Here is a 12,636-nt window from a genome sequence, read left to right on the forward strand (position 1 = left end):
CAGGCGGTGGGGTTCAGCCCGTGCAGAGCGCGCGGATCGTCGGCGGAATCGGCACCGCGCGGATGCCGCCGCCTTCGCGCTTCGCGGCAAAGATCCGCACCTCTTCGCATTCGAGGATCAGGTCGTCGCCGCGCGTCACGCGGTAGGTCTGCACGAAGCTCTTGTCGCGCCATTCGGTGATGCGCACCGCGATCTGCAGCGTGTCGCCGTAGCTGGCCGCCTTGACGAAGCGCGTGTGCGTGTCGACCAGCGGCGTGCCGATCACGCCGAGGGTCTGGGCCGTTTCTTCCCAGCGCGGCACGCCGCACTCGGCAAAGAAGTGGCGCGAGGCCGCGTCGATCCAGCGGAAGAAGTTGGGAAACCAGACGATGCCGGCCGGGTCGCAGTCGCCGAACTCGACGCGCGCGGTGTAGACGACTTCCTTGCCGGAAGCGTCGGGGGAAGACGTGGTGCTGTTCATCCGTCGATTGTCCCCGGCGCTCAATCGGCCTTGATGCCGCGCTCGCGGATCAGCGCGCCGAAGCGCTGCGAGTCTGCTGCCGCACGGCGCTGGAAGTCGGCCGGCGTGCCCGGCAGCGGCTCGCCGCCGATGGCCGCGATGCGCTCCTTCACCGCCGGCAGCGCGAGCGCGCGGTTGATCTGCGTGTTGAGCTGCAGCACCACCTCGGGCGGCGTGCCGGCCGGGGCGTAGAAGCCGAACACCGTGTCGGCGTCGAAGCCGCGCAGGCCGGCCTCGTCGAGCGTGGGCACGTCGGGGAATTGCGAGGAGCGGTGCGGGCTGCCCACGGCCAGCAGCTTGAGCTTGCCGGCGCGCACCTGGTTCAGGCCGATGCCAGGGTCGAAGGCGTAGTCGATCTGGCCGGCCAGCAAATCTTGCAGCGCCCGCAGGTGCCACGCGGCTTGCCGAGGTAGGCCATGCCTTTCGGTCGGCGGCAGCGCGGTGACCGAAGGGCGCGCGCGGCCGCGGCCACGGGCACCAGGTCCTTCGCGGGGTCGAAGCTCATGCGCGCATACAGGTGCGGGTTCACCGACACCATGCCGCCCGAGCTCATGAGCAGCGTGTAGCCGTCGGCCGCCGCACGCGCCACAGCCTCGCCGCCGACGTTGCCGTTGGCACCGCCGCGGTTCTCGATCACCACGGGCTGCTTCAGCGCCTCCTGCAGCGGCTGCGAGACGGCGCGCGCGAGCTGGTCGGCCGCGCCGCCGGCCGGGAAGTTGACGATCACCTTGATGGGCTTGGACGGCCAGGTGTCGGCGTGCACGGCGGGCGCGCACAAGGCGGTGCCGGCCAGGGCGAGCGCCAGCAGCAGGCGGCGGTGTGACGGCGACGGGGCAGCGGTGGGGCGTGGGGTCATGGTTCTTTGTCTCCTCAGGTCGTGGTCGTTGTCTTGGGCCGCTTCATCCAGCGGATGGGTTGCGCCTGTACCGGGCGCGGCGCGGCGCCGTGGCGCGTGAGCGCGGCGTCGAGCGCCTTGCCGCCTTCGTCCGCGAGCGCGGCCTCGCGTGCCGCGGCAATCGCCTCGGCGCGCGCGGTGGGCTCCAGCGTGGCGCGGCCCGCGAGTTCGTCGATCACGTGCAGCAGGTTGTGCTTGCCGCGTTCGTTGGTGCTGCCGTAGCCCTTGATGAGCCGGGCGCACAGCGCCAGCTCGCGGCCCAGCGCCCAGTGCGTGCGCGTGCCGGTCTCGACGGCGGCGAGCCAGCGTTCGATCAGCGCCTGCTCTTCGGCAAAGCGGCTGCCGCGCCGGCGCAGCCAGGTGAGCGAGGCCAGCACGCGCAGCGAGGCCATGCCGAGCACCGAGTGGCTGCCCACCTGCAGCGGCAGCGCCCACGGCGCAAGTCCGCGCGACTGGCGGCCACGGTCCCAGGCGGTCACGCGGCGCGCGAGCGACGGCGGCAGCAATGCCGCGAACTCGGGCGCGCCGGGCTTGAAGTGGTCGAAGACCTTCACGATGTCTTCGTCGCCCGCGCGCACTTCCTGGCGCACGCGCTGCGCGCGGCTGGCGCGGCCCTTCAGCGCGGCCACGCGCACGATGTCGTCGAAGGCCATCCACAACGCCAGCCAGCGCGCCATTTCGCGCGTGATTGCGAAGCCCTGCGCGCCCGACGGATCGGCGGCGCGCTCGGCCTCGAGCACCCGCGCGAGGCGCTCGGCGTACAGCGCGGCGTAAGCGCCGTCCTGGTAGTCGCGCACCCGCGCATGGCCGAGCGCGAGCATGTCGTGCACGGCGGGCGGAAAGCGGCGCGCCACGTCGTCGGGCAGGGCCTGCGGTGTCGGGGGCGCATCGCGCGTGTCGTCGCTGGCCAGCACGCCCTGCACGAACGCGGCCTGGGCGCGCGGCGCGCGCACCGCCTCGAAGGCGGCGGCAAAGCCGCGCAGGCTGGCTGCGGCCATCTTGCCGAGCTTGTCGGGCGCGGCCGTGTCACCGCCGCGCACCGCGTGCTCGTAGGCTTCGCGCGGGAACGGGAAGAGGCCGCTGCCCGCGATCGCGCCCAGCATCACGGCGCTGACCACCGTGCCGGCCTCGCGCGCCATGCCGCCCATGTCGAGCACGTGGTGCTCGCGGCTGAAAGCCTTGACCACGTCGAGCAGGCGCTGCGCGTCGGCGCGGCCGTCGCCGGGCACCATGCGCTCGGCCGTGGTGAGCACGCGCGCCGACGAGCTGATGACCAGCGTGCGCAGCGGCGCGCTCATGCCGTTGCCGATCTGGCGCGTGGTCTCCAGCAGCTCCGACGAGACGATCGCGTCGAGCGCGCCCGGCACCGGGCTCAGGCTGAACACCGGCCGCCGGCCGCCGAGCTGCGCCATCGGCACCGGGAACACCTCGATGTAGTAGGTGGTGGCGCCGGTGCGCTGCGCCACGCCGGGGATCGACGTGCTCTGCGCCGCGTAGCCCGCATGCCGCGCCGTGTCGACCAGCCATTCGGTGAGCACGCCGCCGCCTTCGCCACCGAGGGCGCAGACGAGGAGCGTGGTGGGACGGTTCTGTTCCATGTCTCGGTTCTTTCTTCTCATGCCGGCCGCAACGCGCCGACGATCGCGCCGCGCAGGCCGTGCAGCAGGCGTTCGTGCCACTTCGGGTTCTGCACCACCTCGGCCCGGTAGAAGCTTGGGCACAGCGTGGCCGCGTGCGCGTTGGCGCCGCACAGGCCGCAGCCCACGCAGCCGTCGATGACGACGGCCACGGGGTCGACCTTCAGCGGATCGGGGTTGTCTTTCAGTGTGAGCGTGGGGCAGCCCGACAGGCGAATGCAGGCGTGGTCGCCGTTGCACACGTCCTCGTCGACGCCGTACTTCACGCGCACCACGCGCTTGCCTTTCTTCAGCAGGCCGGCGATCCACGGCTTGATGCGGCGCTGCCGCTCCAGCTGGCACTCGCCCTCGGCGATCACCACCTTCAGGCCGTTGAAGTCGCTCGTGAGCGCCTCGGTGAGCGTCTTGCGCATGCGCTCCACGTCGTAGGTGGTGACGGTGCGCATCCACTTCACGCCCAGGCCCGTGAGCGTGGCCTCGATGGTCTGGTTCTTGTCGACCAGGCTCTGCTGCTTGTCGACCGCGCGTTCCTTGATCTCGTCGTCGGGCGTGGAAATGATGTCCTGCGTGCCGGTGGCCGAGGTGTAGCCGTTCTTGAAGATCAGCAGCACCGCGTCGTCGTCGTTGAACAGCGCGCTCTGCACGCCCGTGAGCAGGCCGTTGTGCCAGAAACCGCCGTCGCCCATGATCGACAGCGTGCGGCGGTTCATCATCGGCGCCACGCCCGCGCGGCTGGCCAGGCTCATGCCGTAACCGAGGATCGAGTGGCCCATCGAAAACGGCTCGAAGGTGCCGAAGGCGTGGCAGCCGATGTCGGCCGCGATGTGCACCGGCCCCGTCTCCTGCTGCGCGAGCTTGAGCGCCGAGAACACTGGCCGCTCGGGGCAGCCGACGCAAAAACTCGGCGGGCGGTTGGGCAGCGGCGCATCGAGCCGGCGCGCCACCGCTTCGCGGCGTTCGCGGTTGCCGGCCAGCCAGGCCTGCGCCGATGTGGCGGCTTCGCTCGCGCCGAGGTAGCGCTCGGCAAAGGCCGCCAGGCCACCCGACAGCACCTCCACGCCGTACTCGCCGGCCTGCGGCAGCAGGTCCTTGCCGTGCAGCGGCGTCTGGATGTCGCGCCGGCGCAGCAGCGTGGCGATGTCCTGCTCGATGTACTCGGGCTGGCCTTCTTCCACCACCAGCACCGCGCGCTTGCCGATGCAGAAGTCGGCCACCTGCTCGGGCACCAGCGGGTAGGTCACGTTGAGCACGAGGATCGGGATGTCCGTCTCGCCGAAGGCATCGGCCAGGCCTTGCTGCTGCAGGCTGCGGATCAGCGCGTTGTACAGGCCGCCCTGCACCACGATGCCCAGGTCGGGGTGGCGCTGGCCGGGCATCAGCTCGTTGAGGCCGTTCGCCACGATGTGGCGGCGCGCCGACGGCATGCGCTCGTCGCCCTTGAGCTTCTCGTGGCGGAAGGTGACGGGCGGGTGCGCGAGCTTCATGTAGTCGAAGCCCGCGGGCTCGTCCATCAGCGCGCGCGTCGACACGGCGGGCGCGATGTTGTCCTTGCAGTCGAAGCTGCCGCGCACGTGGCAGGTGCGGATGCGCAGCTCCATCAGGCACGGCATGTTCGACGCTTCCGAAAGCTGGAAGCCCTGCTCGACCATGCGCACCATCACGCCCAGGTCGGGCCGCGGGTCGAGCAGGCACATGCTCGACTTGAGCGCGTAGGCGTGCGTGCGCTCCTGGATCACGCTGGCGCCTTCGCCGTAGTCTTCGCCCACCACGATCAGCACGCCGCCCGTCACGCCCGGCGACGACAGGTTCGACAGCGCATCGGCCGCCACGTTGGTGCCGACGATCGACTTCCAGGTCACGGCGCCGCGCAGCGGGTAGTGAATCGACGCGCCGAGCATCGCCGCCGCCGAGGCCTCGTTGGAGCAGGCCTCGACGTGCACGCCCAGTTCGTCCATGTACGCCTTGCCCTGCACCATCACGTCCAGCAGGTGCGACACCGGTGCCCCCTGGTAGCCGCCGACGTAGGCCACGCCCGACTGCAACAGGCCCTTGGTGATCGCGAGGATGCCCTCGCCGTGGAAGGTGTCGCCCGCGCCCAGGCGCAGCATTTCCACTTCCTTGCTGAATGAAACTTCCATCGTGTCTCGTGCTTCTTGTCGTGGGGAGAACGCGGGAGTGTGGGCGGGCCTGCGTCATACTTCAATGCAATGAGCCAGCTATCGAATATGAATGGCGTGCATATCGACGCGGTCGACCTCAACCTGCTCCGGTTGTTCGACGCCGTCTACCGCACCCGCAACGTGAGCCGCGCCGCCGAGGCCTTGGGCCTCACGCAGCCGGCGGCCAGCCACGGCCTCACGCGCTTGCGCCTGCTGCTGGGCGACGCGCTGTTCACGCGCAGCCTCGGCGGCGTCGCGCCCACGCCGCGCGCCGAGCGGCTGGCGGTGCCCGTGCAGTCGGCGCTGGCCATGCTGCAGCAGGCGCTGAGCGAGCCCGAGCGCTTCGACCCCGCAGCGTCGCGCAAGCTGTTCCGCATCCACATGAGCGACATCGGCGAGGGCCGTTTTTTGCCCGCGCTGATGGCGCGGCTGCGCGAGCTGGCGCCGGGCGTGCGCGTGGAGACCATGCCGCTCGCCCCAGGCGACATTGCCACCGCGCTCGATAGCGGCAAGGTCGACTGCGCCTTCGGTTTTTTGCCGCACGTGAAGGACACCCAGCGCACCCAGCTGCTGAAAGACCGCTACATCGTGCTGCTGCGCCACGACCATCCCTTCGTGAAGCGCCGGCGCAGCGGCCAGGCGCTGCTCGCCGCGCTGCACGAGCTCGACTACGTGGCCGTGCGCACCCATGCCGACACCTTGCGCATCCTGCAGCTGCTGAACCTCGAAGACCGCCTGCGCCTGACGACCGAGCACTTCATGGTGCTGCCCGCCATCGTGCGCGCCACCGACCTCGCGGTCGTGATGCCGCGCAACATCGCGCGCGGCTTCGCGGCCGAAGGCGGCTACGCCATCGTCGAGCCGCCGTTTCCGCTGCGCGACTTCACGGTGTCGCTGCACTGGAGCAAGCGCTTCGAGGCCGACCCGGGCAACCGGTGGTTGCGGCAGGTGATCGTGGCGTTGTTCTCGGAGCGCGGCTGACCGCAGCCGGGACACACCCACAGCGTGCCCCGTGCACAGGGCACTGGGTGCTTCCCGCAGCGAAATCAAGGAGGAGGGCGAAGCCCGGGGGACATTCGCGGAGGGAAGTACCCGGTGGCCTGGGCACGCGCCCCGAACACACGCGTTATTCTCAAACGTTCCCGCCTCGCGCCTAAGTCCCCCGATCCCCGTCCGCATGTCCGTCCCGCATCCCCGTTCCCCCGCCTCCTTCCACCGTCCCGCCAGCCTCGGCGCGCACTGACGGCATCGAGGTGCAAGCGATTCTTTCCGGGGCCGTCCCGGTCCTGATCTTCATGGCCTGCGTGGGCCTGGCCACCTACGCGCAGAACCTCACGGGCTTTGCGTTCAGCCTCATCCTGCTGGGCCTCGTGTCGGTGCTCGACATCGCCAGCGTGAACGACGCGGCCAATGCCGCGACCGTGCTCAGCCTCATCAACGCCTGGACCTACTTCCGCGCGCGCCCCGGCCCCGTGCCGTGGCAGCTCATGAAGCCCGCGCTCAACGGCAGCACCGTCGGCGTCATCGTCGGGCTCATGCTGCTCGTGTGGCTCAGCGGCAGTGCCGTGGACTGGCTGCGGGGCTTGCTGGGCGTGTCGATCCTGGTCTGCGCCGTGCTGCTGTTGCTGCAGGGCAAGCCGCTGCCGGCGGTGTCGGGCCGCACCAGCTTTGCCCTCATCGGCGGGCTTTCGGGCGTGCTGGGCGGGCTGTTTTCCGCCTCCGGCCCGCCCATCGTCTTCCACATGTACCGCCAGCCGCTGGACCGCGAACTCGTGCGCCGCGCGCTGCTGCTGATGTTCGCCTTCAACTCGCTCGTGCGGCTCGTCATCGTGGTGCCGACCGGCCACTTCTCGTGGCACTCGGCGCTGCTCGCCGGCTGCGCCATGCCCGTGGTCTACGCCGCGACGCGGCTGCATCACCGTCTGCCCAACAAGCTGCAACCGCGCACTCTGCAATGGCTGGTCGCCGGCCTGCTTTTTGCGGCCGGCGTGACGCTGCTGGCCACCGCCTGGCGCGCGATCGCACACAGCTGAAAACGGCTGAAAACCCTCGGTTTCCGGCATGGCCCGGGAATTGCAGCGTCAATCCAAGGGTTTCCCCGGACGTGGCATACCGACCCTCACATACGCGTTATGGGCGTGCCCGTATGCAAGACCCCACGCAAGCCGCTAACGTCCATGACTGGCCCACGACGGGCCGCCCACGAGCCTGAAAAAAGCATGAGCACCGAGAGCAGCAGCCATCCGATTCAACCGATCCGCTTCTTCCATCGCGGAAAGATCGTCGACGTCAGCGGGGTCCATCCGACCCGCTCCGTTCTCGACTGGCTGCGCGAAGACGCGCGTTGCACCGGCACCAAGGAAGGCTGCAACGAAGGCGACTGCGGCGCCTGCACCGTCGTCATCGGCGAGCTGGCCACCGACGCCCACGCACCCGGCGCGGTCGACGGCCTGCAGCTGCAGACCGTCAACGCCTGCATCCAGTTCCTGCCCACGCTGCACGGCAAGGCGCTGTTCACGGTCGAAGACCTCAAGGGCCAGTGCGCATCGCAGTGCAAGCCCAAGACGGAACCCACCGCCAAGCACGCCGTCCACCCGCTGCACCCCGTGCAGCAGGCCATGGTCGACTGCCACGGCTCGCAGTGCGGCTTCTGCACGCCGGGCTTCGTGATGTCGCTGTGGGCCACCTACGAACACCACCAGGCCGAGGGCACGCAGCCCACGCGCCAGCAGCTGGCCGACGACCTGTCGGGCAACCTCTGCCGCTGCACCGGCTACCGCCCCATCCTCGATGCCGGCCAGCGCATGTTCGACCTGCCGGCCGTTCGCCTGGACACCGCGCCCGTGGTGGCCGCGCTCACCGCGCTGAAGAACGACGGCCTCGACTACGCGGCCCCGCTCGGCGCCCGCATCGACCACTTCCACGCCCCCAAGACCCTGGCCCAGCTCGCCGCACTGCGCGTGCAGAAGCCGGGCGCCCAGCTGCTCGCGGGCTCGACCGACGTCGGCCTGTGGGTCAACAAGCAGTTCCGCGACCTCGGCGACATCCTCTATGTCGGCGACGTGGCCGAGATGAAGACGATCGAAGAGCGTGCCGACGAGCTCTACATCGGCGCCGGCGCCTCGCTCGAAGCCGCTTTCGGCGCGCTCGTCGAGCGCGTGCCCAGCCTCGCCGACGTGTGGCTGCGCTTTGCCTCGCCGCCGATCCGCCACGCCGGCACCATGGGCGGCAACGTCGCCAACGGCTCGCCCATCGGCGACTCGCCGCCGGTGCTCATGTCGCTCGACGCCGAGATCGAGCTGCGCCGCGGCGACACCGTGCGCCGCATGCCGCTGCCCGAGTTCTACCTCGACTACATGAAGAACCAGCTGCAGCCCGGCGAGTTCGTGCAGGGGCTGGCCGTGCCGTTGGCCGCCATGCGCCGCCAGGTGCGCGCCTACAAGATCAGCAAGCGCTTCGACTGCGACATCTCGGCGCTGTGCGCGGGCTTCGCCATTGAACTGGAAGGCGACGGCAGCGACACGGTGAAGGCCGTGCGCCTGGCCTTCGGCGGCATGGCCGCCACCGTCAAGCGCGCCGCCAACGCCGAAGCCGCGCTCGTCGGCAAGCCCTGGACGCAGGCCAGCGTGGCGACCGCCAAGCTGGCGCTGGCGCAAGACTTCAAGCCGCTGTCGGACATGCGGGCCTCGGCCGACTACCGCCTGCAGGTGGCGCAGAACCTGATCCAGCGCCTGTGGCTCGAAACCCGCACGCAGGACGCGCTGTCCCTCGAGGAGACCAGCGTCTGGAGCGTGATGCCCCATGTCGTTGCCAAGGTGGCGGCGGAAGGACTCTGACCATGAACAAACCCATCGACGCCCGCCTGCTGCAGCCCGCCGAGGCCTTTGCCGACTACCTGAAGAACACCGCCGCCCGCATCGACGTGGGCGCCGAAGCGCTGGCGCACGACCGCGGCATGCGCGTGGGCATCAGCCGCCCGCACGAGTCGGCGCACCTGCACGTGGCCGGCGAAGCCACCTACATCGACGACATCCCCGAACTCGCCGGCACGCTGCACTGCGCGCTGGGCCTGTCGCCGGTGGCCAACGGCCGCGTGACGGCGCTGTCGCTCGACGCCATCCGCGCCATGCCCGGCGTGGTCGCGGTGCTCACCGCCGACGACATCCCCGGCACCAACGACTGCGGTTCGATCGTCCATGACGACCCGATCCTGCTGCCCGTGAACGACGGCGGCCAGATCCGCTACCTCGGCCAGCCCGTGTTCGCCGTGATCGCTGAAACCCGCGATGCCGCGCGCCGCGCCGCCGCCAAGGCCAAGGACGCGATCACCCTCGAGGCGCAGCCGCCCGTCATCACGCCGCAGGACGCGCATGCGCGTGGCCAGTACGTGGTGCCGCCGATGCACATCGTGCGCAGCGGCGGGGCCGCCAACGAAGGCGACGAGGCCGCCGTGCGCGCCGCCATCGCGAAGGCACCGCATCGCCACAGCGCCACGCTCGACGTCGGCGGGCAGGAACAGTTCTACCTCGAAGGCCAGATCAGCTACGCCATTCCGAAAGAGGGCGGCACGCTGCACATCCACTGCTCGACGCAGCACCCGAGCGAGATGCAGCACCTGGTGGCGCACGCGCTGCACCTGTCCTCGAACGAAGTGCATGTGGAATGCCGGCGCATGGGCGGCGGCTTCGGCGGCAAGGAATCGCAGTCGGCAATCTTTGCCTGCGTGGCGGCCATCGCGGCGCGCCAGCTGCAGCGCCCCGTGAAGCTGCGCCTGGACCGCGACGACGATTTCATGATCACCGGCCGTCGCCACTGCTTCTGGTACGAGTACGACGTGGGCTACGACGACGAGGGCCGCATCCTCGGCGCCGAGATCACCATGGTCTCGCGCGCCGGCCATTCGGCCGACCTGTCGGGCCCGGTGATGACCCGCGCGCTGTGCCACTTCGACAACGCCTACTGGCTGCCCAACGTGAGCATGCACGGCTTCTCGGGCAAGACCAACACGCAGAGCAACACGGCCTTCCGCGGCTTCGGCGGCCCGCAGGGCGCCATTGCCATCGAGAACATCATGGACTCGGTGGCGCGCGAATTGAAGCGCGACCCGCTCGACGTGCGGCGCGTCAACTTCTACGGCAAGGGCGAGAACAACGTCACGCCGTACCGCCAGACCGTGACCGACAACATCGTCCACGAACTCGTGGCCGAGCTGGAAGCAACCAGCGACTACCGCCTGCGCCGTGAAGAGATCGCCGCCTTCAACAAGAAAAGCGTCGTGCTCAAGCGCGGCCTGGCGCTGGCGCCGCTGAAGTTCGGCATCTCGTTCAACGTGAAGCACTTCAACCAGGCCGGCGCGCTCGTGCACGTGTACACCGACGGCTCGATCCTCGTGAACCACGGCGGCACCGAGATGGGCCAGGGCCTGAACACCAAGGTGGCGCAGGTGGTGGCGCACGAGCTGGGCGTGAGCTTCGAGCGCGTGCGCGTCACGGCGACCGACACGACGAAGGTGGCCAACACCTCGGCCACGGCCGCCTCGACCGGCGCCGACCTGAACGGCAAGGCCGCGCAGGATGCCGCGCGCCAGATCCGCGAACGCCTGGCCGCCTGCGCCGCCGAGCGCCACGGCGGCAACGCCGCCGACGTGCGCTTTGCCAACGACCAGGTCGAAGTGAACGGCCGCACGCTGGCCTTCAGCACCGTGGTGGGCGAGGCCTACCTCGACCGCAAGCAGCTGTGGTCCGACGGCTTCTACGCCACGCCCGGCCTGAGTTGGGACAAGGACAAGATGCAGGGCCGCCCGTTCTACTACTACGCCTACGGCGCGGCGGTGAGCGAAGTGGTGGTCGACACGCTCACCGGCGAATGGAAGCTGCTGCGCGCCGACATCCTGCACGACGCGGGCAAGTCGCTGAACCCGGCCGTGGACATCGGCCAGGTCGAGGGCGCCTTCATCCAGGGCATGGGCTGGCTCACCACCGAAGAGCTGGTGTGGCATCCGGCGAGCGGCAAGCTCACCACGCACGCGCCCAGCACCTACAAGATCCCGACGGCCAACGACTGCCCGCCCGTGTTCAACGTGCGCCTGTTCGAGGGCCAGAACGTCGAAGACTCCATTCACCGCAGCAAGGCCGTGGGCGAGCCGCCGCTGCTGCTGCCGTTCTCGGTGTTCTTCGCGATCCGCGATGCCGTGTCGGCCGCGGGCGGGCACCGGGTCGATCCGCCGCTGAAGGCGCCGGCCACGAGCGAATCCATCCTCCGCGCCCTGACCGCGGTGCAGGCAGCCTCTGGCGAATGAGCACCGGCCGTGCTCGCACGATCCGAGCGTCCTTCCGTTCTCCAAATGTTGCGCTGTATAACTGTTCGCACAGACAAGAAAGGTGTGAACAGCCATGAGAGACCAGGCGCTTTTCGACAAGATCGATCTTCATCTCATACGGGTGCTTCATACCGTGCTGACCGACCGCAGCGTCTCGCGCGCCGCCATCCGCCTGGGCATGTACCAGCCGGCCGTCTCGGCCGCGCTGAAGCGCCTGCGCGAGCTGTCGGGCGACCCGCTGCTGGTGCGCTCGGGCTCGGGCATGGTGCCCACCGACGCGGGGCTGCGCATGATCGAGCCCGCGGCCAGCATTCTGCGGGCGGCCGAGATGCTGTTCTCGGATGCGCGCGGCTTCGAGCCGCAGTCGGCGGCCACCACCTTCCGCATCGCGGCCAGCGACTACATGGACCCGCTGTTCCTGCCGATGCTGGTGGCGCAGGTCAAGCGCGAGGCGCCGCTGTGCCAGATCGAGATCCATGCGCTCTCGCCCGACTCGGACTACCACGGGCACCTGGCGCTCGGGCAGGTCGACCTGGTGATCGGCAACTGGCTCAAGCCGCCGGAAGACCTGCACATGGCGCGCCTCTTTGGCGACGAGGTGGTGTCGTTGGTCAACCAGGACCATCCGGCCGTGCGGCGCGGCTGGGACCTGGAAACCTGGCTGGCGGCCGAGCACATCGCACCCACGCCCATGCACCCGGGCGGGCGCGGCATCATCGACCAGATGCTCGACGAGCTGGGCCGGCAGCGCAACATCACGGCGCGCTGCGCGCACTTCGGCCTCATTCCGGACATGGTGGCGTCGAGCCTGCTGGTGCTGACCACCGGGCGCCAGTACTGCGAGCGCTTCGCCGCACGGCTGCCCCTGAAGATCCTCGAGTGCCCGGCCGCGCTGCCGCGCCTCATGTACTACCAGCTCTGGCACGAACGCACGCATTCGTCGAGCTCCGCGCGCTGGCTGCGCGAATGCATCAAGGGCGTGGCGGCGTCGCTGCGGCCCGGCTTCGATGCCGCGCCCGCCGTTGCCGCCCGAGCCCTGCCGGCTGAACCGCTTTCCGATCCTCCCTGAGCCCTCCGTCGCGCCGGCGTCGCGACCGAGGCAACGATGAACGAACCGCCACATACAA

8 protein-coding genes and 1 pseudogene are annotated in these 12,636 nt (G+C 69.9%); 5 read left to right on the forward strand and 4 right to left on the reverse strand.

The window, feature by feature from the left end:
* Nucleotides 1-13 precede the first annotated feature (13 nt).
* From IG196_RS06835 to IG196_RS06850, 4 genes and pseudogenes are all read right to left on the reverse strand, one after another.
* The gene (locus IG196_RS06835; RefSeq protein WP_153285495.1) at nucleotides 14-460 is read right to left on the reverse strand and encodes an acyl-CoA thioesterase; all 447 of its coding nucleotides are present in this window, start codon (nucleotides 458-460) and stop codon (nucleotides 14-16) included.
* A gap of 20 nt (nucleotides 461-480) precedes the next feature.
* Nucleotides 481-1,355 (reverse strand): annotated as a pseudogene (locus tag IG196_RS32335) (Bug family tripartite tricarboxylate transporter substrate binding protein).
* A 14-nt stretch (nucleotides 1,356-1,369) separates the two neighbouring features.
* Complete coding sequence (locus IG196_RS06845; protein WP_192195533.1) at nucleotides 1,370-2,992, reverse strand: indolepyruvate oxidoreductase subunit beta family protein; 1,623 nt, start codon at nucleotides 2,990-2,992, stop codon at nucleotides 1,370-1,372.
* Between the two features lie 17 nt (nucleotides 2,993-3,009).
* A complete protein-coding gene (locus tag IG196_RS06850) occupies nucleotides 3,010-5,169 on the reverse strand; it encodes an indolepyruvate ferredoxin oxidoreductase subunit alpha (RefSeq protein ID WP_192195534.1) in 2,160 nt (719 codons plus the stop codon).
* Nucleotides 5,170-5,256: 87 nt separating this feature from the next.
* Here IG196_RS06850 and IG196_RS06855 point away from each other — a divergent pair, with 87 nt between their 5' ends.
* From IG196_RS06855 to IG196_RS06875, 5 genes are all read left to right on the forward strand, one after another.
* Nucleotides 5,257-6,171 (forward strand): LysR family transcriptional regulator, encoded by a 915-nt coding sequence (locus tag IG196_RS06855; RefSeq protein WP_101492683.1) that lies wholly within the window; start codon nucleotides 5,257-5,259, stop codon nucleotides 6,169-6,171.
* Between the two features lie 272 nt (nucleotides 6,172-6,443).
* A complete protein-coding gene (locus IG196_RS06860; RefSeq protein ID WP_192195535.1) occupies nucleotides 6,444-7,223 on the forward strand; it encodes a sulfite exporter TauE/SafE family protein in 780 nt (259 codons plus the stop codon).
* Between the two features lie 186 nt (nucleotides 7,224-7,409).
* Nucleotides 7,410-9,026, forward strand: a complete 1,617-nt coding sequence (gene xdhA, locus IG196_RS06865) for a xanthine dehydrogenase small subunit (protein ID WP_192195536.1) — start codon at nucleotides 7,410-7,412, stop codon at nucleotides 9,024-9,026.
* A 2-nt stretch (nucleotides 9,027-9,028) separates the two neighbouring features.
* Entirely contained in the window at nucleotides 9,029-11,488 is a 2,460-nt protein-coding gene (gene xdhB / locus IG196_RS06870; protein WP_153285488.1) for a xanthine dehydrogenase molybdopterin binding subunit, read from the forward strand.
* A 94-nt stretch (nucleotides 11,489-11,582) separates the two neighbouring features.
* Entirely contained in the window at nucleotides 11,583-12,578 is a 996-nt protein-coding gene (locus tag IG196_RS06875; protein WP_192195537.1) for a LysR family transcriptional regulator, read from the forward strand.
* Nucleotides 12,579-12,636 lie beyond the last annotated feature (58 nt).

This window comes from Variovorax sp. 38R, assembly GCF_014843395.1.
In the GTDB taxonomy this organism is placed as follows: domain Bacteria; phylum Pseudomonadota; class Gammaproteobacteria; order Burkholderiales; family Burkholderiaceae_C; genus Variovorax; species Variovorax paradoxus_H.

Excerpts from the sequence above, each read along its gene's own strand:
- IG196_RS06835 (WP_153285495.1), bottom strand. The coding sequence starts at position 460 with ATGAACAGCACCACGTCTTCCCCCGACGCTTCCGGCAAGGAAGTCGTC.
- IG196_RS06845 (WP_192195533.1), bottom strand. The coding sequence starts at position 2,992 with ATGGAACAGAACCGTCCCACCACGCTCCTCGTCTGCGCCCTCGGTGGC.
- IG196_RS06850 (WP_192195534.1), bottom strand. The coding sequence starts at position 5,169 with ATGGAAGTTTCATTCAGCAAGGAAGTGGAAATGCTGCGCCTGGGCGCG.
- IG196_RS06855 (WP_101492683.1), top strand. The coding sequence starts at position 5,257 with ATGAATGGCGTGCATATCGACGCGGTCGACCTCAACCTGCTCCGGTTG.
- xdhA (WP_192195536.1), top strand. The coding sequence starts at position 7,410 with ATGAGCACCGAGAGCAGCAGCCATCCGATTCAACCGATCCGCTTCTTC.
- xdhB (WP_153285488.1), top strand. The coding sequence starts at position 9,029 with ATGAACAAACCCATCGACGCCCGCCTGCTGCAGCCCGCCGAGGCCTTT.
- IG196_RS06875 (WP_192195537.1), top strand. The coding sequence starts at position 11,583 with ATGAGAGACCAGGCGCTTTTCGACAAGATCGATCTTCATCTCATACGG.